General features: G+C 35.6%; 25 protein-coding genes and 2 other annotated features. Of the genes, 24 read left to right on the top strand and 1 reads right to left on the bottom strand.

The window, feature by feature from the left end; all coding sequences use genetic code 11:
- Positions 1-11: 11 nt before the first annotated feature.
- The 19 genes from coaE (at position 12) to D1B32_RS07930 (ending at position 18,167) form a co-directional block, all read left to right on the top strand.
- Entirely contained in the window at positions 12-611 is a 600-nt protein-coding gene (coaE, locus tag D1B32_RS07840) for a dephospho-CoA kinase (protein WP_095307306.1), read from the top strand.
- A gap of 181 nt (positions 612-792) precedes the next feature.
- Entirely contained in the window at positions 793-1,824 is a 1,032-nt protein-coding gene (locus tag D1B32_RS07845; protein ID WP_118889048.1) for a glyceraldehyde-3-phosphate dehydrogenase, read from the top strand.
- Between the two features lie 291 nt (positions 1,825-2,115).
- Positions 2,116-2,514, top strand: coding sequence for a cytosolic protein (locus tag D1B32_RS07850; protein WP_095307303.1), 399 nt, complete (start codon positions 2,116-2,118; stop codon positions 2,512-2,514).
- Positions 2,515-2,542: 28 nt separating this feature from the next.
- Positions 2,543-3,010: a transcriptional regulator NrdR gene (nrdR, locus tag D1B32_RS07855; protein ID WP_095307302.1), complete on the top strand. Its 468-nt coding sequence runs from the start codon at positions 2,543-2,545 to the stop codon at positions 3,008-3,010.
- Between the two features lie 40 nt (positions 3,011-3,050).
- Complete coding sequence (locus tag D1B32_RS07860) at positions 3,051-4,391, top strand: replication initiation and membrane attachment family protein (protein WP_095307301.1); 1,341 nt, start codon at positions 3,051-3,053, stop codon at positions 4,389-4,391.
- 26 nt (positions 4,392-4,417) lie between these two features.
- Complete coding sequence (dnaI, locus tag D1B32_RS07865; RefSeq protein WP_118889049.1) at positions 4,418-5,344, top strand: primosomal protein DnaI; 927 nt, start codon at positions 4,418-4,420, stop codon at positions 5,342-5,344.
- A gap of 245 nt (positions 5,345-5,589) precedes the next feature.
- Positions 5,590-5,778 (top strand): transposase, encoded by a 189-nt coding sequence (locus tag D1B32_RS24585; RefSeq protein ID WP_379602426.1) that lies wholly within the window; start codon positions 5,590-5,592, stop codon positions 5,776-5,778.
- Positions 5,779-6,753: 975 nt separating this feature from the next.
- Positions 6,754-6,882 (top strand): hypothetical protein, encoded by a 129-nt coding sequence (locus tag D1B32_RS24430; protein ID WP_262366389.1) that lies wholly within the window; start codon positions 6,754-6,756, stop codon positions 6,880-6,882.
- 982 nt (positions 6,883-7,864) lie between these two features.
- A complete protein-coding gene (locus D1B32_RS07875) occupies positions 7,865-8,803 on the top strand; it encodes a prenyltransferase/squalene oxidase repeat-containing protein (protein ID WP_095307297.1) in 939 nt (312 codons plus the stop codon).
- A 26-nt stretch (positions 8,804-8,829) separates the two neighbouring features.
- Positions 8,830-9,690, top strand: coding sequence for a hypothetical protein (locus tag D1B32_RS07880; protein WP_095307296.1), 861 nt, complete (start codon positions 8,830-8,832; stop codon positions 9,688-9,690).
- Between the two features lie 75 nt (positions 9,691-9,765).
- Complete coding sequence (locus tag D1B32_RS07885) at positions 9,766-10,698, top strand: ABC transporter ATP-binding protein (RefSeq protein WP_118889051.1); 933 nt, start codon at positions 9,766-9,768, stop codon at positions 10,696-10,698.
- Positions 10,699-10,719: 21 nt separating this feature from the next.
- Positions 10,720-11,499, top strand: coding sequence for a hypothetical protein (locus D1B32_RS07890; RefSeq protein ID WP_095307293.1), 780 nt, complete (start codon positions 10,720-10,722; stop codon positions 11,497-11,499).
- Between the two features lie 805 nt (positions 11,500-12,304).
- Complete coding sequence (gene ytxC, locus D1B32_RS07895; protein WP_118889052.1) at positions 12,305-13,153, top strand: putative sporulation protein YtxC; 849 nt, start codon at positions 12,305-12,307, stop codon at positions 13,151-13,153.
- Between the two features lie 64 nt (positions 13,154-13,217).
- Positions 13,218-13,447, top strand: a binding site (T-box leader).
- Positions 13,448-13,602: 155 nt separating this feature from the next.
- Positions 13,603-15,546, top strand: a complete 1,944-nt coding sequence (thrS, locus tag D1B32_RS07900) for a threonine--tRNA ligase (RefSeq protein WP_118889053.1) — start codon at positions 13,603-13,605, stop codon at positions 15,544-15,546.
- 158 nt (positions 15,547-15,704) lie between these two features.
- Positions 15,705-15,833: a sequence feature (ribosomal protein L20 leader region), on the top strand.
- A gap of 64 nt (positions 15,834-15,897) precedes the next feature.
- Complete coding sequence (gene infC, locus D1B32_RS07910) at positions 15,898-16,401, top strand: translation initiation factor IF-3 (RefSeq protein WP_118889054.1); 504 nt, start codon at positions 15,898-15,900, stop codon at positions 16,399-16,401.
- A gap of 77 nt (positions 16,402-16,478) precedes the next feature.
- The gene (gene rpmI, locus D1B32_RS07915) at positions 16,479-16,673 is read left to right on the top strand and encodes a 50S ribosomal protein L35 (protein WP_095307287.1); all 195 of its coding nucleotides are present in this window, start codon (positions 16,479-16,481) and stop codon (positions 16,671-16,673) included.
- 64 nt (positions 16,674-16,737) lie between these two features.
- Positions 16,738-17,094 (top strand): 50S ribosomal protein L20, encoded by a 357-nt coding sequence (rplT, locus tag D1B32_RS07920; RefSeq protein WP_095307286.1) that lies wholly within the window; start codon positions 16,738-16,740, stop codon positions 17,092-17,094.
- Positions 17,095-17,195: 101 nt separating this feature from the next.
- A complete protein-coding gene (locus D1B32_RS07925) occupies positions 17,196-17,474 on the top strand; it encodes a DUF1294 domain-containing protein (protein WP_095307284.1) in 279 nt (92 codons plus the stop codon).
- 93 nt (positions 17,475-17,567) lie between these two features.
- Positions 17,568-18,167 (top strand): TVP38/TMEM64 family protein, encoded by a 600-nt coding sequence (locus D1B32_RS07930; RefSeq protein ID WP_095307283.1) that lies wholly within the window; start codon positions 17,568-17,570, stop codon positions 18,165-18,167.
- A 62-nt stretch (positions 18,168-18,229) separates the two neighbouring features.
- Here D1B32_RS07930 and D1B32_RS07935 read toward each other — a convergent pair whose 3' ends face one another.
- The gene (locus tag D1B32_RS07935; protein WP_095307282.1) at positions 18,230-18,625 is read right to left on the bottom strand and encodes a sigma-w pathway protein ysdB; all 396 of its coding nucleotides are present in this window, start codon (positions 18,623-18,625) and stop codon (positions 18,230-18,232) included.
- A gap of 244 nt (positions 18,626-18,869) precedes the next feature.
- On the opposite strand from D1B32_RS07935, the gene dut reads away from it, so the two are divergent.
- The 5 genes from dut to D1B32_RS24015 all read left to right on the top strand — a co-directional run bounded on the left by dut (position 18,870) and on the right by D1B32_RS24015 (position 22,751).
- Complete coding sequence (gene dut, locus D1B32_RS07940; RefSeq protein WP_095307280.1) at positions 18,870-19,307, top strand: dUTP diphosphatase; 438 nt, start codon at positions 18,870-18,872, stop codon at positions 19,305-19,307.
- Positions 19,308-19,476: 169 nt separating this feature from the next.
- Entirely contained in the window at positions 19,477-20,562 is a 1,086-nt protein-coding gene (locus D1B32_RS07945; protein WP_095307279.1) for a M42 family metallopeptidase, read from the top strand.
- Between the two features lie 209 nt (positions 20,563-20,771).
- Positions 20,772-21,755: a ring-cleaving dioxygenase gene (locus tag D1B32_RS07950; protein WP_118889055.1), complete on the top strand. Its 984-nt coding sequence runs from the start codon at positions 20,772-20,774 to the stop codon at positions 21,753-21,755.
- Between the two features lie 298 nt (positions 21,756-22,053).
- Positions 22,054-22,518, top strand: coding sequence for a hypothetical protein (locus D1B32_RS07955; protein ID WP_118889056.1), 465 nt, complete (start codon positions 22,054-22,056; stop codon positions 22,516-22,518).
- Positions 22,519-22,610: 92 nt separating this feature from the next.
- On the top strand, positions 22,611-22,751 hold the full coding sequence (locus D1B32_RS24015; protein ID WP_168927289.1) for a YggL 50S ribosome-binding family protein: 141 nt from the start codon (positions 22,611-22,613) through the stop codon (positions 22,749-22,751).
- Positions 22,752-22,931: the final 180 nt, after the last annotated feature.

A 22,931-nucleotide genomic window follows, 5' to 3' on the forward strand; every position in this document is an offset into this window, starting at 1 on the left:
GGTGAAAAAAAGTGGCAATGGTTATTGGTCTAACAGGAAGTATTGCAACAGGAAAGAGCACTGTCTCACAAATGTTTAAAGACTTCGAGATACCAGTAGTCGATGCGGATAAAATTGCAAGAGAGGTCGTAAATCCCGGTGAAGAAGCATATGAGCGGGTTGTAAAAGTCTTTGGAGAATCAATTTTGCTTCCCAATCAGACGCTCGACCGAAAAGCACTAGGCTCGCTTATTTTTAAAGATGAAGCAAAGCGTAAGCTCCTTAATAGCATTATTCATCCAGCAATCCGTGAAAGAATCTTCGAGCGGAAAGATGCTCATATTAAAGCGGGAGAACAATGTGTCGTGCTTGATGTACCTTTATTATTTGAAGGGGACTATTCGAAAGTTGTTGATCGTACGATTGTTGTAGCTGTGGATGAAGCTGTTCAATTGGAAAGATTAATGAAACGTAACGAGCTCACAGAGGAAGAGGCGAGAGAGCGAATTAATTCCCAGCTTTCAATAAAAGAGAAGGCTAAGTTAGCCGATGCTGTCATTGATAACAATGGAACGATAGCACAATCTCGTGAGCAGTTGAAAAACCTTTTAAGTTTGTGGAACATACGTTAACAGAGAAGCCCGGGAAATGGACAGCCATTTTCCGGGTTTTAGTGTTCAAGACAATAGCATAAATGCAGAAATATATTTAAAAAACAGGGAAATTGTGCGACACAATTGCGTTATAATGTGATATACTATTTAATATAAAATAGATTAAAAGTATAACATATATGGGAGGAATAAGTTTCTTATGAACAAAACTCGTGTGGCCATAACAGGATTTGGTAGAATCGGGCGTATGGTATTTCGTCAAGCAATTGCAGATAATCAATTGGATGTAGTCGCTGTCAATGCAAGCTATCCTCCTGAGACACTCGCACATCTTATTAAGTATGACAGTATTCACGGAATTTTTGATGGGGAAGTCGAAGCGCTTCATGACGGGATTGAAGTAAACGGAAAAAAAGTAACGCTTGTAAATTCTCGAGAACCAGAAAAGCTTCCATGGAAAGCTTTGGATATTGACGTCGTCATTGAAGCAACAGGAAAGTTCAAAACAAAGGAAAGTGCTGGACTGCACTTGAAAGCAGGAGCAAGAAAGGTTGTCATAACAGCGCCAGGAAAACAGGTGGATAAAACGATTGTAATTGGTGTAAATGAGGCAGCATATATGCCTGACGAGGATGACATTATTTCCAATGCCTCTTGTACAACAAACTGTCTTGCACCAATTGTGAAAGTGTTAGACGACAAGTTTTCAATCGATAATGGATTAATGACGACTGTACATGCTTTTACAGGAGATCAGAACAACTTGGATAACCCACATAAGGATCTGCGCCGTGCACGTGCATGCACACAATCGATAATTCCAACAACTACAGGGGCAGCAAAAGCATTAAGCGAGGTGTTACCACATTTAAAGGGCAGATTACATGGTATGGCTTTACGTGTACCAACACCGAATGTATCACTTGTTGATTTGGTTGTCGATGTGCATACTGCTGTTACGGCAGAGGAAGTAAATCAAGCTTTTAAAGAAGCTGCAGAAAACGAATTAAAAGGGATTGTTCACTATTCTGAGGACCCGCTTGTATCGATAGACTATACAACTACCGATTACTCAGCAATTGTTGATGGATTATCAACAATTGTTATGGGTGAGAATAAAATAAAAATAATTGCTTGGTATGATAATGAGTGGGGATATTCGAAAAGGGTACTTGACTTAACAAAATATGTTGGAAGCTATTTATATCAACGAGAAGTTAAAATTTCATAAAAAATGTTAACACCCGCTTCTCAAGTTGAAGCGGGTTTTTTTAGGTTGAAATCATAAGCTAGGACTTGATTGTAAAGTTTCATCGTGTAAAATAAAATTTTACTAGATGTTATTTATGAGAAAATCGATTTATATACAATCTTTTATTTTCATAGCTTTAAAAAAATATCGTTAATGACTTTCTTTCCATACGCTTTTTGAGTTCAACTAGTGGAATTATATAAAACATGTTAAAATAGAATGTACTACAAACACGTTCAAATAGAAAACTTACAGGTTGGGGTGCGAAAAATGTCGATTGGCAATACGTTGAAAAAGTATTTTAGTAATCATGCGGAAACAGCTGAGGCTCATTTTGATCCAGCTTTACGAACGCATTATTATAAGACAACGAAGGAAAAAGCACTTGCGATATTAGAGAACTATTTCGGTAATCATGGAACATATGAAGTAAATGCAATTTCTCAGGAACACGGGGAAATAAGTGTAAACCGCACGAAGGGAAAAAAGGTATTTATTGTGGCAACTGTGATTATGGTAAGACCATTTCATACAGCAATTGATTTTTCAGTTACGACTGAATCGATTATGCCATTTGATTTAGGATATAGTACGAAAGTAATTGCACAGCTATATGAAAAGGTGAATACGGAATTGCCCTTAATCGACGATAAGTATCGAAGAGCGTGAATGAACGGACGAATGGGGTTGAACGAAAATGCGATGTTCGAATTGCCAAAATAAGAATACAAAGGTTTTAGATTCCCGACCAATTGAAGAGGGAAGATCCATTAGAAGACGCAGAGAATGTGAGAAATGTGGTTTTCGCTTTACTACATTTGAACGGGTCGAAGAACTTCCACTAATTGTCGTCAAAAAAGATGGAGCAAGACAGGAATTTTCCCGTGAAAAGCTAACACGAGGTCTTATTAGAGCATGTGAGAAACGACCAGTGCCATTAGAAACAATGGAGGCCTTGGCTTTAGATGTAGAAAGAGAGATGCGTAATTCAGGCATGTCCGAAGTATCCAGTCATGAAATTGGTGAACTAGTAATGGAGAGATTAGCTAAGGTTGATGAAGTTTCCTATGTTCGGTTTGCTTCGGTATATAGGCAATTTAAGGACATTACCGTCTTTTTAGATGAATTAAAGGATATTATTAATACGGATAAAAACAAGGGTTAGCTATAAGTTACTTATTTGTGAGTATAGAGGTGTGTGAAACATGAATTTTATTGGACAAATCTTGCCGGTGGACGGCTATATCGTATCACAAAAAGAAACGTTGCCGGTAGACTATGCCAAATCATTGACCCATCTGTATCAGCCATTGCTTGGTATAAAGGCGGTAGCACTGTATCAAACCCTTTTGCATGACATCGATTTAAATCAGGAACAAGCTCCACAGACACATCATACGTTAATGAATTACTTGGACCTTCCTTTAGATGAAATCTTTCAAGCTCGATTGAAACTAGAGGGGATAGGTTTGCTGAAAACCTATAAGCAAAATTGGGAGTCGAGTGATTTATATACATATGAATTACAGAGCCCATTTGCGCCAAGTAATTTTTTTAAAGATGCGATGCTTTCTCAGCTACTGTATCATCATTTAGGCGATCAAAAATTCGAGCTGTTGAAAAACTATTATGGAAGGCAAACAACACCAGGATATGGTGTAAATATTACAGCTGCCTTTAGTGAAGTATTTCAAACCTTTACGCCATCTGCAGAAATATTAGAAGTGGATGATAATAGGGGAGCAGAACCTAAGGAAGATACGGAAACAACTGATTTTACTTGGATTGAACAAATGCTGAAACAACGAATGGTTCCTCATGCAAAAGTATTAACCACGGAAAATCGTCGTTTGATTTCGCAAATGATGGTTTTATACGAATTAGATACGCATGAAATCGACAAGTCTTTACTTTGGGCGCTAAACGATGAAAATCGATTGGATACAGAAGAATTTAAAACTGCTTGTCATGATTTGTTTAAGGCAAAAAATAACCAAAAACCAATCCGACTTGCCAAAAAAGTTGACGTCTCAGAAACAAAGCAGATTTCGGATAAACCGAAAACTAAAGAGGAAATCCTCGTCGAAAGATTAGAGACGATGTCACCGAAACAGCTTTTAGAAGATTTATCGAATGGAAATCATGCCTCTGAACAGGATATGAAAGCTATTCGTGATGTTATGACAACTCAGGGTCTGCCTGGTCCTGTAATGAATGTACTCATTCATTATGTACTGCTACAGACGAACATGAAATTATCAAAGGCATACCTTGAAAAAATTGCTAGCCACTGGTCGCGAGCGAATATTCAAACTGCTAAAGAGGCAATGGTTTTTGCGAAGAAGGAGCAAGCAAGCTTCCAAAATGCTGTAAAACGTAAAACTGCTTATAACAAAAAGCCGGTTTCCAAGGAAGTAATACCAGATTGGTTTAAAGATAGAAAGCATAAGCAAGAAACACAACCAGCAGCAAATCAAAACGTCGTGATGACAGAAGAACAGAAGCGAATTGCTGCCCGACTTAGACAATACTCCAATGGGAATTAAATTTATGTAGTGTTAGGATGATGGCATTGAAACCAATACAATCCACATTAAAGGCATGGATGCAAAAGAATGAAAGCTTTAAAGATAATTATGTCAAAATAAGAAATGAAGTACTGAATGACCCTGAAATCAAGGAGTTTCTCTCCCTTCATCCCAATCTGTCACAAGAAGAGATTAATAAAAGCCTTATTAAACTTTATGAATATACAACACAATCAAAACAGTGTGACCAATGTGCTTCATATGGATCATGTAAAAATATGGTTCCTGGCTATTCGCCAATTTTACATGTGGAAAAAGATGAAATTAGACTATCTTATGAAAAGTGTCATAGCAGGGTTATGTATGAGAAGGAACGGGAACAGCAAAAATTGATTCAAAGTTTGCATGTTCCTAAAGAAATACTTCAAGCTTCAATGGTAGATATTATCAATGATGAGAGTAGAATTGAGGCTATTGCAGAGTTGCTTGACTTTCTAGATCAAGCAAAAACAAAGCTTCCAAGCAAAGGTCTATATTTTCACGGTCAGTTTGGCGTAGGAAAAACATATTTATTAGGTGCTCTCGCCAATGAATTGAAAAAGCTTGGTTTATCGTCAACACTTATCTACATGCCAGAATTTGTTCGAGAAATAAAAGCTTCTTTTAAAGATGACTCGACAAACGAGAAAATTGATTATTTTAAGAAAGCAGATGTGCTGATGCTCGATGATATAGGTGCAGAGCTGCAATCGGCTTGGTTCCGTGATGAAATTCTCGGTTCGGTTCTTCAATACCGTATGATGGAGCGACTACCTGTATTCTTTACGTCGAATTATGACCTAGAACAATTGGAATTACAGTTAGCCACAACCAAAAGTGGAGTAGAATCGGTAAAAGCAGGCAGAATTATAGAACGTATTAGACAGGTGAGTAAACCTGTGAAAATGGATGGGCCAAATCGGCGCTTTTGAAGTCTAGGAAAATGAAAATTTGGCTCTACCACAGTGCTCGTCATTGTGGTATTTTTTGTGTCTTTTGAAAAATACTAGTTATGTCGGGGATTCCATAGAACTTACAGCGAGGTATAAAAAACCTCTCTTCGTGGTAAAGCAATAGTTGGTTTCCCGACGACCACTTCAAATAGAAGAAGGAGGCATGTAACAATGCAGGACAAGAACAGTTTAAGTTTAGTGCATACAAACATAAGTATCACATTGTGTTTGCACCAGATACAGAAGACAAATTATATATGGAAAATATAAAACAAAGTATAGGGGAAATATTAAGAGAACTACGTGAGAGAAACGATGTAAATATTCACGAAGCAAATGCATGTCGAAATCATATTCATATGTTTGTGAGCATCCCGCCGGAGTTGAGTATATCTCAATTTATGGGATATTAAATAAGAAAGAGTGGTTAAATCGCAAATTCTGGTGTCGGGGATTCTATGGCGATATATTGGGAAGGCATAAGAAATAAATAGAAGAGAAATTACATAAGAGAAGATTATACAGAGGATCAATTAGAGTTATTCGAAGAGTTGTATCCATTTACCGGAGAAAAAATAAGAAAAGATAAGAGATTCTTTAGAATCAGTGAGTAGATGGGGTGCATAAGGGGGAACCGCTTAGTGGGCTTTTTTGGCCGAGACCGTCAAAAGAGGCTTTCAGCCGCAGAACAAACCATCAGTTCACACTGGTGGTTTTGATTATAACCATAATTTGTCGTTATTTCTTCCGATTATTGGTAAAGACTATTGTTTTACCCTCGTATTTGTCAATTAAAAGTTTTCCAATGTTGGTTATCATTAAAAAATACGTTTTAAGATGTCTTTCTCTATAACCTGATTTTGATGAGTAAAATTTCAATATATACCTAATTTATGTCTATAATTTGTTATTATACATGGGAAATATATCTGACTTAATATGTTTAAAAGTTGTTAAATTTTTACCAATACATAATGAATATAATTTGCGCCAGTTTTTTAGTATTGTTAGCTTGAACAGGTGCTCGTTTAAGTGACTTACTATCTGAATACTATTAAGAAATCTATCTATATCTTCATCTATACAATATTGAACCTACCTTATTAATAAGTGATTCTAGTTCTTTGGTATGGTAAGTGTGCTCCTAGTTGGCCTGAAGACATAACTATTTATATGAAATTTCGCCTCGCAAGATAGCCTAAACTATTAAAGTTTCCTGTAATAAGAAAAATAATGTAATTTATCAGAATAAAGCCTATCAAAATGTGTCGAATAACGTCGATATTTCCCAATTGTTAACTAGTAGTTTAGGCTGATATAATAGCTATTAAGACAACTAGAATTTACATTAAAATATCCTAAAAAATAAGAGAAAGGGGGTAAAAGATATGAAGGAAGATATAAACATAATTGGTTCTGAACAAGACCACAATAAAGTTTCCGAGGTATTAAATATGATGGATGAGCTTAATGCAGGGCCTGTAAAAGATGATAAAATCAAGGTTGAGTGGACTTGATAATGGATGAATAACAAACGTCATATTTATATGACGTTTGTTATTCAAATTTTAGTGAAATTCGAATGAAATATTAACGATTTAAACATTATATTTGACTTCAAAATCCTGCATTGGCGGTGTGATTTACGAATCTAGTATTTCAAACATTTTTCGTTAGATGCTTGAGCAATTTTTAAAGAGAATTTGGTAGTATTTCACAAAGTATTGGGCTTGCTTTTCGAACTACGATACTAAGAAACATTCTAACGACTCTACGTTTGGAATTTGTTACTTGCGTTTGGTTTATTTCTTGTTGTTTGTTGAATGACGATTAAATCCATTGAGTAGATGCTTTTCTCAATGGCCTTCGGAAAGCTGTAAACATCAATAAATAAACGTAAAGATTTGTTGACGTTACTATACGACTTTTTCCATTTTTCATAGAGTCTAAAGATGCTTGAGCAAATTCTACATCTTCTGATTAATAAATGCTTCTAAAATCGACACAGATTTCTTGGCGAACTTCTGTGCAAACATTATCTGTAATATTACGAGACGTGAATGAGACAATTTAGGTAGATACATGTAAAAATCGCAATTGCCGATTAGTGAGGATAGTTTAAAGGAGGTCTTGGCATAAATCATTGGACCCGCACTGATCAGCCTACAACTGGCAAGAACTTCTAAATGAAATCAAAGACAGAGGGTAAAAGCCACCCCCATAACTCATCTCAGACGAATTGATAGACATAGTAGATGCGATGTATACAGCCTCTAAGGACACTTGTATCATGCATAGGTTGCATCTAAATAGACGCAGTATAGTGGTTAGTAAAATATATTTTGTAAATGAATAAAACAATGAAAAGGAAGATCTTTTTCTGCTAGAGCATAATGTGTCTTATTCCTGTACGCTTCACTAAAATATGAGGATCTCTTAAAATCTCCAAATGCTCATGTTGAAAAATATTAATAATTACTATATAGGGTGTGGACTAAATTGAATAAGAAAATTTCAACCTTTCGTGAAAAAATTATAAACGATATATATTCATTAGAAGAAGATGGTGTTTATAAAGATTTTGAACTAACAGTTGGAATTGCAACTGAATGGATAACTGGTTATGTATTAAATGCTTTACCAAAAAAAATAAAAGCCAGAAAGTCAGAAAGTTATTTATTGAAGAGTTCAAGAATTCAAGGTGGTTGGGGATTTAATTCAAATGTGGTAGCTGATGCTGATTCAACAGCCATAGTTATTGCTGGAATGAGTATTGAAAACGTTAAAAATAAGGATATAGATTTTTTAGAACAACATATTAGAGAGAGCGGGGGAGTCTCCACCTATATTGAACGTGACCTGTTATTAGCTTTTAATGACAATAATAAATATTTTCCAAAAGCTCCTTTAAATATCTATAGAGGCTGGTTACAGGAACATTTATCAACCTCATGTAATACACTTATTGCATTAAAATCAGTCTTATCAGACAAGAAAAAAGGAAAAATGGAAACATTTATAATGAATAATTTTTCTGATGGAGTTTGGTGGGACTATTGGTGGAAAGACTGGTACTATCCTACAATGGTTGCTGTACTTGCGCTTGAGGGCGATATATCTAATTATTACAAGCATAAGATTATAAGTTACATAAGTGAAACACAATTGATAAATGGTGGATGGGGTAAAAAAGAGTTCGAACCCTTTGCTACATCTTGTATTATGATTACACTAAAAACACTTGGATATGAACAATCAATTTTGTATACGGATGCAATTGAAAGCTTTATAAATAATTCAGATTATCGCGTTAACTTGTCTGGTAGAGCTAGAATGAAGGTGCCATCTGCTGATGAATTATCACATTTTAAAGGTACAATAGTAAAAGACAACGGTATTTTTACTTTAGCTACAATGTATAATGCACTTAATTATTGAATTGTAAATTGAATGGATGGATGTACATGAACCATATGTTTCCGGAAGAAGTCTATAAAATTGTTCGAGAAAAAGAAAAAGAAGCATTTCAAAAACATAGATTGAATTATGAACTTAGAATCACGCCATATTCATTATTTCCATATTTTTTTATTAAGGATTCAAAAAATCCCCGTAAGTATGGTGATTTATTTTGTTTAAGTCATCTATTATCACAGCAAATGTTTTTATTAGATAACTTTTTGGACGAACAACAACCCGTATCATCAGACTTATTAAAATGTTTTCACTGTCTTTCAGTTATTAATAGAGATTTATCAATAAAATTTGGTAGCTCAGTGTATGAACAATTAGAAAATTTGTTAGATAGAACCTTTAGTGTAGCAAAAAAGGAGGAAATATATAGAAAAAATGAACTCAATATTGATTCAGTAACAATTCACCCGTTAAATGATCAAGAATATCATACTTTCGTCATTGACAAAGTAGCTAGTTGGGAGATAGTTCCCTACATAGTAGGGATAATTGACGAGGTGAGTTCTAATCAATGGATACGTACATTGCAAAAGATGGCTTTGGTGAATCAGATGTTTGATGATATTATTGATTGGAAAGATGATTTACATAAACATCATTGGACTCATTGGACTCAACACCTCGCATCGATTTATAGTGTAAGGGATCCTTCAATATTGATACAAACATTAAAGAAAGACGAAAGTTTTATACAACTTATAGGCGATAGTTTATCCCGATTACTAACAACTTCTACTACTATTTGCGAGGATTTAGAAACACAAGGGCTTTATCAATTAAGTGATTGGTGGACTCGCTCCAAACTAACTACTATAAATAAAATTAACAAGAAAATAACAAGCAATAAGTAGTGAACCATAGTTATTGGATTATATTCTTTCTAGTTTTCGCAGTATAAAAGCTTTAAGTGGATCAGGAGGATCGATATGCTACTAGAAGTGGAAAAAATAAAAAAAAGTTATAAAGTGAAAAATAACATTGTAGAAGCAGTGAAATCAATAGATTTTAGATTAGAATCAAGAAACATCACTGCATTTCTGGGCCCGAACGGTGCTGGGAAAACAACTACAATTAAAATGATTGCAGGCCTAATTCACCCCGACTACGGTGACATACGAATTAATGGAAAAAGCGTTATTAATAAAGGACGTTTTGCTCTTAAGGATATAGGCGCTGTCCTAGAAGGAAGCAGAAATTTATACTGGCGTCTTACACCATTGGAAAACTTTGAGTATTGGGGAGGAATTAAGGGAGTATCCCGTTTAAAGACATTGCAAAGAGGCAAAGAACTAATGAGTGCCTTTGGTTTAGAGAGTAAGCTAAATAGTACTGTACAACAGTTAAGCCGTGGGATGCAACAACAGGTTGCTATATGTACGGCGCTTATTCACTCCCCATCGTTATTGCTTTTGGATGAGCCAACATTGGGATTAGATTTGGAGGCTTCGGATCGTATTCAGTCATTGTTAGAGGTTCTTGCTAAAGAGCAAGAAGTAGGTATTTTACTAACAACACATCAAATGGATGTGGCAGAACGATTATCAGATAGTGTTGCTATTATTAACAATGGGCAAATAATCAAACAAGGTTTTACTAAAAATGTTCTAAAGCAATTTAGTAGTGGTGAGACTTATATATTTGAATATGTTTTGGAGATACCAAGCGAAAAAAGGGAGCTATTAAGTAAATATAGGCCTGAGTATATAAATTTATCAACATTTAAAGTTGTCTTAACAGATGCACAAACGCCTTATGAAATTATTGATTTATTAGAACCATATTCAATACTACGTGTGGAAAAAGACAGTGCAGACTTGGCAACTGTTTTTAGATTCTATACAAGTAATCAAAAGAATTAAGAGATTAGAGAGGTTATAATAATGATTTTACACGCGTTCATTGCTGAATTTCGCAGAAATATTATTGAGTTTAAACGCTATCCTACGGAGTTTATCAGCCAAGTGTTTTTAGTGGTTGTAATTTTTTACGGTCTATTTTTGGGAGGGAAGTATATTACTGGAGGAGAAGTATTCGGAGATAGACTATCTGGTGTAGTCATCGGTTATGTTATGTGGGTATTGGTGTTAGATGCGATTGGAAGTATGGGCTATACTATCTCCGAGGAGTCTAAAAATGGTAACTTAGAACAAGTTTTTCTTAGTCCTTTAGGTGCAACAACAGTACTCTTTGTAAGAAACTTGGCTAACTTAGTATATTTAATGTTTTTTATCTTAATTGTTGTGGTTTTTATTATGGTATTGACGGGTCATTATTTAAGTCTTTCAATCATGAATTTAATTCCTCTCCTAATGGCTGTTGGTATTGCAATAGGAATAGGTTATATAGTTGCCAGCATGACAATAATATTCAAAAGGACTGATCAATTTTTAAATATGATTCAATTTGCCCTTTTGTTTGTAATCATGACACCTTTCACTGACTTTGGTGGTAACTGGTCATTGGTAGCTATTATCGTACCTTTTGCCCCAATGGTTGGACTGCTTAAGGAAATGATAATTAATGATTCTTCCCTTTTAGAAACAAGTTTATTGTTTTGGTGGAGTTGTATTAATTTGATAATTTGGTTAGGAGTAGGAGTATTTACTTTTCGTCTAGCTAACAAAAGAGCTAGGAAAATGGGAACACTTGGACATTATTAAAATCTTGAATGTTCATGTTTGTTTGATTTAAATGGTTGGAGCAATTACCTTTTAAAATAAAATATTTTCTTGTGTCAGAATGATTGGCGAAATCGCCTTAATATAAGGTTGGCATTTCGGTGATATTTGTATAAAGTGAAATGTGGTAGATTTTTTAAAGGGCTTCTGGTTTTTTAAGCTGGAACCCCTTTTGTAAATTGATTAATTAGTTCTTCTTTTTCAACTTCGTGTTTTTGCTTAAGTTTTTTATTTCGTAGATTCTTTGTCTAAGACGGTCGGTATGTATCCGAATATTCAGTTCTACATCTGCTTAATAGTTGAGGATTAACACTGTACTTTTGTGATATCTCATTTTGTTTCTTTTTCTTTTTTTCTCATAGTATTTTTATCTGATTTTCCATTTTTAGTGTCCAAACCTATGTATACATTATAGCTCTTCACAATACTTTCCTCCTCTACAGATAAGAATTATATCTCCACAATCAATTTTATGCCTTCGAAAATCCAATACGAGCTAATAACTAGTCTAAATCATTCAATATCTGTATTAAATGAAGGGTATAATGGCGGTTCTTACGATAAGTTCACCAACTGATTTTACTAAATGTTTTTTGTCACTAACTTTTAAACTCCAAAAAAATCAAAATTCATCATCTACTAATTTCCAAATGATAAAATAAAGTTCCGCTTTGTTCCACTGAGCCACATTATAAAGATTCCAGTTTTAAATTTTATAATTTATTCATTTTTTCAATTGTTTGTCCATATAATGTAACAGTTTGGTCGTGGATGAGGGTGATATTGATTGCTGGAGGTATATTTTGAATCAGACAAAGAAGTAATTAGCTTTTGTGAACATTTATTTCGCAGTCATAAACAAATTGAGTTGAATTGGAAAACAGATGATAAGTGGGGGAATCATCTGCAGTTTAAGGAGCATGTAGCTACAAAGGAATTGATGGATGCCATTACAGATACAATGGCAAATGTGTTTATGACTCACCGGTTACGTACAATGGTAAATCGAATTATTCAGGAGCACTACTATTATACGAACAATGAAGAGATTGAGCGAATTCATGATCTGACCTATTGGATTATAACTGGTGAGGATGAAGAAAGTAAGCGGCTTCGAGAGAACAAAAATCATCATGCATTTTTAAAGTCTTTATTTACTGAAAGCTTAAAAGAGAGTTTTGTTATTCACTTTGATTCCATCGTGAATTTCCGTTTGAAACCATTTAAGGATAAACTTATTTATTTTGTTGGCTTAGCAATTGATGAATTCAGGCGAGAAGAAGACCATCAAGCGTTTGTGGACATGCTTCGGGCATATGTGGAGAAGAAAGAACCAGGTTTACCAGTTATTCATATATTACAAGGAAGTGACTTTGCCTTTTTTAAACAAAATGGGAAGCAGATGACAAACATAGAGCTACGGGTTTTAATGAAACAGGAGCCACTCTATATTGTTGGCCTGCATGACAATGAATTTAATCTTGCGCCACTAATTGCAATGGCACCTGAAAAGCTAAAAATTTATGGCGATGATCCGGCAGAACCGAAAACATTAACGGTAATTAATGTTTTCCAAGAAAAAGTGGATTTCGAACCAATTAGCAATTTTCCTTTTCCTTATTATTTTAATAAATGATTTATCTAGTACTTGATTTTCCTCGAATGTAAAGCTATAATACACATTATACAAATGGAATGAATGAAAAGTATTGAGAAGGACATGATTATTTGCATTCGTATAGCTATGAAGAGAAGGAAGTCAAAGGCTGGAAGCTTCCTCTATACAAACAAATAATTACCACCTTTGAACTCTGTCAGTGAACCTAAAAGTAGTTGACAGCGTAGATTCTGCGTTAAAGAATGAATGAAGCCGTAATTAAATTACGGGAATTAGGGTGGAACCACGATGTATCCAACACTCGTCCCTTTGCATTAGTGCAGAGGGATGGGTGTTTTTTAATTTGTATCCAAAAAGCGGAAGTTCCTTTAGTTGCTGGGTGCTAGAGTGGACGTGGCTGTTTTGGCAGCTAAATTATTCGTATCATTCAAATTTATAGGTTTAAACGAGGAAAAGGAGTGTTTCAATTGGCAGAAATTATCATTACATTTCCCGATGGAGCTGAAAAGAGCTTTCCGCAAGGTACAACAGGGGAAGAAATCGCAGCATCCATTTCATCAGGGTTAAAGAAACAAGCATTAGCAATTAAACTGGATGGTGAGCTTGTAGACTTACGCCGTGGACTAGAATCTGGCGGGAAGCTTGAAATCATTACGTACAAAGATGAAGAAGGCATCGAAGTGATGCGTCATTCAACTGCGCATTTGCTGGCACAAGCTGTGAAACGACTTTATAAAGATGTGAAGTTAGGTGTAGGTCCTGTCATCGAAGAAGGATTCTACTATGATATTGATATGGAACATACCTTAACTCCAGAAGATCTTCCGAAGATTGAAAAAGAAATGAAGCGTATCATTGATGAAAATTTAGAAATTAAGCGCGTAGAGGTATCACGTAATGAAGCCCAAGTTCGATTCCAAGCTATCGGTGATGACCTAAAGCTTGAATTAATTGATGCGATTCCGGAAGATGAACAAGTAACCATTTACGAGCAGGGTGAATTTTTTGACCTATGTCGCGGAATTCATGTCCCATCAACAAGTAAAATTAAGGCATTTAAATTGCTAAGCATCTCTGGAGCTTATTGGCGTGGAGATAGTAACAACAAACAATTGCAACGTATCTATGGAACTGCATTTGAAAAGCCAAAAGAGCTTGAAGAACACTTACGTATTTTAGAAGAGCGAAAAGAACGTGATCATCGTAAATTAGGTAAAGAACTTGATTTATTTACTGTATCGCAAAAGGTTGGTCAAGGATTACCATTATGGTTACCAAAAGGAGCAACTATCCGTCGCAACATAGAGCGTTATATTGTTGATCTGGAGGAGCGTTTAGGATATGATCATGTCTACACTCCAGTACTGGGAAGTAAAACATTATATGAAACAAGTGGACACTGGGATCATTATCAGGACGATATTTTCCCGCCAATGGAGATGGACAATGAAACGTTAATTCTTCGTCCGATGAATTGTCCGCATCATATGATGGTATTTAAAAATAATTTATGGAGCTACCGACAACTTCCTGTTCGGATTGCAGAGCTTGGTACGATGCATCGTCACGAAATGAGTGGAGCACTTGCAGGGCTTCAGCGTGTGCGTGGGATGACATTGAACGATGCGCATATTTTTGCCCGTCCAGATCAGTTGAAAGATGAATTTGTCCGTGTTGTTGAATTAGTTCAAAAAGTATACAAAGACTTTGGTATTGAGGATTACTATTTCAGACTTTCTTATCGCGATCCGGAAGATAAAGAGAAATATATCGATAATGATGAAATGTGGGAAAAAGCACAAGCAACGTTAAAAGAAACAATGGATGATATGAACCTTGAATATGTGGAAGCAGAAGGCGAAGCAGCATTCTATGGTCCGAAGCTTGATATCCAGGTGAAAACTGCACTTGGTAAAGATGAAACATTATCAACGGTTCAATTGGACTTCCACTTACCAGAACGCTTTGATTTAACTTATATTGGGGAAGATGGAAAAGAACATCGCCCAGTCGTTATTCACCGTGGTGTTGTTTCTACAATGGAACGTTTTGTTGCATTCTTAATTGAGGAATATAAAGGTGCATTCCCAACTTGGCTTGCTCCTGTTCAAGTGAAGGTTATCCCAGTTTCTCCACAAGTACATCTCGATTACGCAAAAGATATTGTAGACAAACTTAGATTACAAGGTGTACGAGTCGAATTGGATGAACGCGATGAGAAAATCGGCTATAAAATCCGCGAAGCACAGACACAAAAAGTTCCATTTGCCCTCGTATTAGGCGATAAAGAGGTTGAAGGAGATGCTGTGAGCTATCGCCGTTATGGGGAACAAAAAACAGAGTCTCTTGCATACGATGATTTTGAAGCACTTATTAAAGAGGAGATTGCAGAGAAAAAATTAAGAAAGTAAGGTATTTTTCAGCTTAAAAGTTCTGTAGAAAACCTATTTTTTTGTATTGTACCTGCAGTATGCTATACTATAAGTAATAGAAAATGTGTATTTTTAAAAAAAGTTGACATAAATGATAGATGATGATACACTAATAAAGTTGATAAATTGAATGATCTTAAGACAAGTAGAAGCACCCGCTTCTCACCTGATTGACGCCGTTATGGTAGTTGACGGGTTCCGAACTCTTTTTTATAAAGTTATTGGAGACGTGTGGGTGCATGAAGTGCCCACACTTTTTTCATGCATAAAATCTTGTCAAGATAGATCAGTAACAAAAATATTTGGAGGTGGCTGGCTATTAGCAAGGATATGAACGTCAATGAGAAGATTCGTGCGAGAGAAGTACGACTTATCGATTCAAATGGTGATCAGCTGGGAGTTAAAACACGTCAGGAAGCATTGGAAATTGCACAAACACGCAATCTCGACTTAGTACTTGTTGCTCCAAACGCAAAACCACCAGTGTGTCGTATCATGGACTACGGGAAATATCGATTTGAGCAACAGAAGAAAGAAAAAGAAGCACGTAAGAAACAAAAAGTAATTAATATTAAAGAAGTTCGCTTTACTCCAGGAATCGGAGATCATGACTTTGAAACAAAGTTGAAAAATGCTCGTAAATTCTTGGAAAAAGGGGACAAAGTGAAAGCAGCAGTTCGTTTTCGTGGGCGTGCAATTACGCATAAAGAACTTGGGCGTGAAGTGTTAGATCGCTTTGCAGAGGAAGTTAAAGATATTGCTACGATTGAAACGAAACCGAAAATGGAAGGCCGTAACATGTTCATGATGGTTGCGCCATTAGCTGAAAAATAATCTAGCTTATAGTAAAGTGTTCAAGTTAAAATCTTTTTAAGCTGAGGTGCTTGAACCAATTCAAGGAGGAAATTATTATGCCTAAAATGAAAACTCATAGCGGAACAGCGAAACGTTTCAAACGTACAGGTTCTGGAAAATTAAAAAGATCTCATGCATATACAAGCCATATGTTTGCAAACAAATCTCAAAAACAGAAGCGTAAATTGCGTAAAAGTGCAGTGGTTTCTTCAGGAGATTTCAAACGTATCAAAGCAATGATACCTAAATAAGTTAAAAAATAAACGAACCGATTGAATATATATTGATTTACAATTGTACTAGGAGGGAATTATTATGCCACGTGTAAAAGGTGGAACAGTAACACGCAGACGTCGTAAACGCGTCCTTAAATTAGCTAAAGGTTATTATGGAGCAAAGAGTACTTTATTTAGAGTTGCAAAACAACAAGTAATGAAATCAGGTCAATACGCTTATCGTGACCGCAGACAGAAAAAACGTGATTTCCGTAAATTATGGATCGCACGTATTAATGCTGCTGCTCGTTTGAATGATATTTCTTACAGCAAATTAATGCACGGTCTTAAATTAGCAGGAATTGAAGTAAACCGTAAAATGTTGTCAGAGCTTGCTATTAATGATGAAAAAGCATTCGCACAATTAGTAAGTCAAGCAAAAGACGCTTTAAAATAATGATATTAAAGGGGCCAAATCCGAATTATGCTTGGATTTGGCCTTTTTCTCTTTATAACAGAATACATAGACAAAAACTCGAATATCAAGGAGGAACGAGAATGGAAGAACATAGCTCGTTTATTATGTATCTAATTAGTGTCAATATCATAGGCTTTATCCTAATGTATATTGATAAACGAAAGGCGATGAAAAAGCAATATCGCATTCCAGAGCGAACGTTTTGGGCATTGGCTATTCTTGGTAGCGCACTTGGAACATATATCGGTATGAAATTATTCCGTCATAAAACAAAGCATCGCTCCTTTATGATTGGTATGCCAATTTTATTCATTGTGAATATCGTTTGCTGTATCTATATTTTCTTCTTTATGTCATAAAGGCTCGTCTCTTGTCATATACATGTACTGTAAGCGGGGATGGTGCCGGGCATGATTTGGTTTCAGGTTGGTGCAAGACCAAGGAGGTTGTTTATGGAGTTATTTGGGAACTATGTACTGGCTTTTGTTGAGATGGGAGGTTTATTCGCACCGCTTTTCTTTATTTTATTCCATTTACTTCGGCCATTGTTTTTCCTGCCAGTCGTATTTATTTGTATCTCTGGTGGTGTATTATTTGGCCCGATGGCAGGTACCGTTTACTCCATTATAGGCATTACGTTATCTAGCATGTTTTTCTATCTAATGATTGACCGCATGCCGAAATCATTAGATCGGCTAATTCGTGTCAAACAGAAGCTATTGGGAAAGCATGGAGAATTGAACACGTCACAGGTTACCTTACTTCGGCTCATACCGTTTATCCATTTCCATCTGTTGTCACTTTGCCTTATTGAGGTTTCCTCAAGTTTCAAAGGGTATATGAAATCATCCTTATTATCCAATATTCCTTTAGCAGCGATTTATACCTTTATCGGTGGTTGGTTATCCAACCTAACTCCACTTCATCTCTTCGTATTTTTAGTAACCTTATTACCACTGCTGTATATTTTAAGGAGCAAAGAAATTATTATTAAATGGCAGGACTTCTTCCCAATATCGGAACATGAAAATCACTCATCTATTAAAATATAGGTGAGTGATTTTTTTGTCATGCATAAACGAGCTGTAATAACCCCAATGAATGAAGTTTCACTTTATTCAATCGGTGTCAAAATTAATTCATTGATTGGATGCTTCCACGTGATTTTTGCATATGGATAATGAATTAGGATTTCTTTCTCTAAAAAATATAAATCATCTCTCGTAAAACCACGTAGCTCGATTGGATCCCGTACAGTAATATGGATATCAACTACTTCAAAAGAATCTTCTGTTGTTCCAAGATATTTTTCACCATCAAATAGGCAGCCTTTATAAACAAGCTGCAAGTTTCTCTTGTTATCATACGTATCATCGTGGAAAAAGAAGTCATTGGATTCCTTAGCGATCCGCACCCTTCTTTCAGGATTACGAATATATTGAATCCACGTATAGACGAGGAGAACTAAGGCAATTACAATTAAAACGCGGAATAAAAGAACTACAACCATGTCACATCGTCTCCCTGTTTTTACTTTTAGATACATAAAAAGCCTTTTAGATGTTCATACGAACTAAGGTCGAGATAGGTTTCACTTATTTTTAAAAAACATGATACAATATGGAAGCGTACTAAATCTAGCTTGAATCAGGACTTTCTTCTTTAAAAAATCTTACCAGTATACATATATGAAATAACATAACATGTTATATATAATTGACTGGCATAAAATATGAATAAAATGGGGGATAGAAATGACACATACATTAAAAATTAAGCTAATCCATGAAGATGCGAAAATGCCATACCGCGCGAATGAAGGCGATGCGGGCTTAGATTTATTTTCAATAGAGGAAGAAATTATCAAAGCTGGAGAAGCTGCATTAATACGTACAGGAATCCAGATGGAATTGCCGAAGGGGACAGAAGCACAGGTTAGACCGAGAAGTGGGTTAGCTTTAAAACATGCTATCACGGTATTGAATAGCCCAGGAACAATTGATGAAGGATATCGAGGAGAAATCAAGATTATTTTAATTAACCATGGAAAAGAAGATTTTAAAGTAGAAAAACAAATGAGAATAGCTCAGATGGTTATTGCTCCGGTCTTAAAAGTAAAACTAGTTCAAGAGGAGGATGCATTATCTAGCTCTGATCGAGACAGCGGAGGTTTTGGTTCTTCTGGTGTATAAAAGTAAAGCTAATAAAGATACCCCTATTTGACGTTGTTCGTTTGATACATACTTTTTTAAAAAAGAGATACATTAGTAGAAGTAGATAAAACGTATTCAGGTTTGTGGTTTTCTTTATGAAGCGTATAATGAGTAGTACATAAACTAAACACGGGAGGTTTTTTTACATATGACCAAGTTAGATGAAACGCTAACCATGCTTAAAGCATTAACGGATGCAAATGGCATTCCGGGTAATGAAAAAGAAGTAAGGGACGTATTTGAATCCTATATTCGTCCACTTGCTGATGAGGTAACAGTAGATAATCTTGGAAGCTCGATTGCTAAAAAAGTTGGCAAAGCGGATGGCCCGAAAATTATGGTTGCGGGTCACTTGGATGAAATTGGCTTTATGGTTACGCGCATTGATGATAATGGTTTCGTTTACTTTCAAACGGTTGGAGGCTGGTGGAATCAAGTTATGCTAGCACAGCGTGTTACGATTATGGGAAGTAAAGGAGATATAACAGGTGTTATCGGCTCAAAACCTCCGCATATTCTAAGTGCAGAAGCACGTAAGAAGCCATACGAAATTAAAGATATGTTTATTGATATTGGGGCATCCAGCAAAGAGGAAGTAACAGAATTTGGTGTGAAGCCAGGCGATTCGGTTGTACCTTATTTTGAATTTACACCAATGAAAAATGAAAAATTATTGCTTGCAAAAGCATGGGACAATCGAATTGGACTTGCAATTGCCATCGAAGTATTGAAGCGATTAAAAGATGAAGAACATCCGAATGTTGTCTATGGTGTAGGTACGATTCAGGAAGAGGTAGGCTTACGTGGAGCAAAGACTTCAGCTCACGCAATTCAACCCGATATCGGCTTTGGTGTTGATGTAGGAATTGCCGGAGATACTCCTGGAATTAAAGAGAGTGATGCAGATAGTAAACTCGGAAAGGGTCCACAAATTGTCTTATATGATGCTTCCATGGTGTCACATAAAGGCTTGCGTGATCTTGTTGTGAAAACTGCTGATGAGAAGAATATTCCGTATCAATTTACATCGATGGCGGGTGGAGGTACCGATTCCGGATCCATTCATTTAACAGGAAACGGAGTACCATCCCTATCTATTACGATTGCAACACGTTATATTCATTCCCATGCTGGCATTTTACATCGAGATGACTTCGAAAACGCAGTAAAATTAATTGTGGAAGTGATTAAGAAATTAGATGCAACCACGGTTAGAGAGCTTGCATTAGCATAAATAGATGAACATTTTTATAAATACATGCTTTTTGACTTTTGTAAACTCGGAACAGGCAGATTTAAGCCAGGTTCCGGGTTTTTTATTAGCTAATTACTCGTTAGTTATAATTTGTAACTATTGACAGTAAGAAATGTACATGTTATATTTATATTGAATTAAAGATGTTTTAATTACGATATATTCTTAACTACATGGAGGAATTATAAATGAACCAATTACAAGGGATGCACCATGTTACTGCCATTACAAGCAGTGCGGAAAAGAACTATGAATTTTTTACTTTTACATTAGGAATGCGTCTTGTTAAAAAGACAGTTAACCAGGATGACATTCAAACCTATCATTTATTCTTCGCAGATGATGAAGGAAATGCTGGAACAGATATGACGTTCTTTGATTTTCCAGGAATACCAAAAGGAGTTCATGGAACAAATGAGATAGCTAAAACATCCTTCCGCGTGCCGAGTGATGCAGCATTAGAATATTGGGTAAAACGTTTCGATCGTTTAGAAGTGAAGCACACAGGTATTAAAGAACAATTCGGTAAAAAGACATTATCATTTATTGATTTTGATGAACAGCACTACCAGTTAATTTCTGATGAACATAATGCAGGGATTGCTTCAGGTACACCTTGGAAAAATGGGCCAATTCCATTAGAGTATGCAATTACCGGATTAGGACCAATTTTTGTCCGAATTGCTCAATTTGATTATTTTAAAGAGGTGCTTGAAAAAGTATTCGGGTTTAAAGAAATTGCACAAGAGAAAGATTTTCATCTATTTGAAGTTGGAGAGGGTGGAAATGGAGCACAAGTAGTTGTTGAACATAATACCGTGCTTCCGGTTGCTCGTCAAGGCTATGGTACAGTACACCACGCTGCCTTCGCAGTAGAAGATCGCGCTGAACTCGATGAATGGAACAAACGCATGCAGGGATTTGGCTTCCAGACGTCAGGCTTTGTTGACCGTTTCTTCTTTGGATCGCTTTATGCTCGTGTTGCACCACAAATTTTATTTGAATTTGCAACAAAGGGACCTGGATTCATGGGCGATGAGCCATATGAAACACTTGGTGAAAAATTATCATTGCCGCCATTCCTTGAGAAGAAACGTGAACAGATTGAAAAAATGGTGCGTCCAATTGATACAGTGAGAAGCACCATTCAAATTGAAAAAGAATATGAATAAGAGTTGAGCACGGCTGTGATGCAGCCGTGCTTTTTACGATCTAATTTATAATTTTTAAAGTCAGTATAGCTGATAATGAATTGTAAAGATTAACAAAAATTCCTGTTCAACTTAGCATTTTTTATTAGAAAACGAGCATTTATCTTTTAAAGGATTTTCTTAAATAAGTAGTTTAATGTAAACTGAATTTATAGGAATGATGTATGGAAGTATGTGAAAAAATCTACTTTAATTAACGGGAAGAAGAGTTGAACATGGAAATATATTTTTTACAGTAGTTATTGGAGGTAACAAAGAAATGTCTGGAATTACATTTTTAGCGTCATCCAAACCTTTTATAATACCAGATGAAATTCAAGATTATAATAATCAGACTATTTTTGAAAAAATGGAAGATTGGGTAAGTCTATCGGTGAATGAAGTAGATAATTCTGTATGGGAACAATCTGTAGTAGGACTTTTTACAATGCCTTACATTTATGAGATATCTGGTGCAAATAATAAATTGTTTTTATTATATCTTGAAAAGTATATGGAAGAAGGAGATGTTTTGGAACTTATAGATATTCCAGATCAACACGCCTTCGAATACTACAAGAGAAAGTTATTAGAAGAGACTGAACCGATTATAATTAATGTTGGAAGTTTCACTTATCAAAATAAAAATGGAAAATATCAGTTAAACCCTAAAAGGTGGGTAGAGGAATTAAGTCACAAAAATTACTTAACTCAATATGGTGTCACAACAATTGTAAAATATTAGGTCAATACTATCTGTCATACCGTATTTGGTTTTGATTTTGATTAAGTATTATTTATATAAAGTAATTAAATTTGTTCTTGGAGGGATTAGAATTGAAGAGACCAATTGGAGTTCAGATAGAGGGCAGTATTTATGCAAATAACAGTGACGATTTAACACAAGAAGAATTTTTAGATGCGTTTATTGAATTTGTTGAAAATAGAGGTTGGAGTTTTGGTGGAGGTAGTTTCTAAATCGATGAGGAGGGAAACCATATAGATGATATCGAATAGATTGTTTCACTAACGGGTGCAAGAGTGAAGCAAGCCTTGGTTTTTGCTGGTGTAGCAATTTGGTTACGGGCTAATCCGATTTATTTTTAAAAAAATAGAAGTAATAATCAAGGTATTGACGCTGTTCCACTATACCAGCAA

Source organism: Oceanobacillus profundus (assembly GCF_003515705.1).
Lineage (GTDB): Bacteria > Bacillota > Bacilli > Bacillales > Amphibacillaceae > Oceanobacillus > Oceanobacillus profundus.

Coding starts and splice junctions, on each gene's coding strand:
- D1B32_RS07885 (WP_118889051.1), top strand. CDS start 9,766: ATGCTACTAGAAGTGGAAAAAATAAAAAAAAGTTATAAAGTGAAAAAT.
- D1B32_RS07935 (WP_095307282.1), bottom strand. CDS start 18,625: ATGGTTGTAGTTCTTTTATTCCGCGTTTTAATTGTAATTGCCTTAGTT.
- D1B32_RS07860 (WP_095307301.1), top strand. CDS start 3,051: ATGAATTTTATTGGACAAATCTTGCCGGTGGACGGCTATATCGTATCA.
- D1B32_RS07930 (WP_095307283.1), top strand. CDS start 17,568: ATGGAGTTATTTGGGAACTATGTACTGGCTTTTGTTGAGATGGGAGGT.
- dut (WP_095307280.1), top strand. CDS start 18,870: ATGACACATACATTAAAAATTAAGCTAATCCATGAAGATGCGAAAATG.
- D1B32_RS07945 (WP_095307279.1), top strand. CDS start 19,477: ATGACCAAGTTAGATGAAACGCTAACCATGCTTAAAGCATTAACGGAT.
- infC (WP_118889054.1), top strand. CDS start 15,898: ATGAACGTCAATGAGAAGATTCGTGCGAGAGAAGTACGACTTATCGAT.
- D1B32_RS24430 (WP_262366389.1), top strand. CDS start 6,754: ATGAAGGAAGATATAAACATAATTGGTTCTGAACAAGACCACAATAAA.
- D1B32_RS07890 (WP_095307293.1), top strand. CDS start 10,720: ATGATTTTACACGCGTTCATTGCTGAATTTCGCAGAAATATTATTGAG.
- rplT (WP_095307286.1), top strand. CDS start 16,738: ATGCCACGTGTAAAAGGTGGAACAGTAACACGCAGACGTCGTAAACGC.
- nrdR (WP_095307302.1), top strand. CDS start 2,543: ATGCGATGTTCGAATTGCCAAAATAAGAATACAAAGGTTTTAGATTCC.
- D1B32_RS07880 (WP_095307296.1), top strand. CDS start 8,830: ATGAACCATATGTTTCCGGAAGAAGTCTATAAAATTGTTCGAGAAAAA.
- D1B32_RS07950 (WP_118889055.1), top strand. CDS start 20,772: ATGAACCAATTACAAGGGATGCACCATGTTACTGCCATTACAAGCAGT.
- D1B32_RS07955 (WP_118889056.1), top strand. CDS start 22,054: ATGTCTGGAATTACATTTTTAGCGTCATCCAAACCTTTTATAATACCA.
- D1B32_RS07850 (WP_095307303.1), top strand. CDS start 2,116: ATGTCGATTGGCAATACGTTGAAAAAGTATTTTAGTAATCATGCGGAA.
- D1B32_RS07925 (WP_095307284.1), top strand. CDS start 17,196: ATGGAAGAACATAGCTCGTTTATTATGTATCTAATTAGTGTCAATATC.
- rpmI (WP_095307287.1), top strand. CDS start 16,479: ATGCCTAAAATGAAAACTCATAGCGGAACAGCGAAACGTTTCAAACGT.
- D1B32_RS07845 (WP_118889048.1), top strand. CDS start 793: ATGAACAAAACTCGTGTGGCCATAACAGGATTTGGTAGAATCGGGCGT.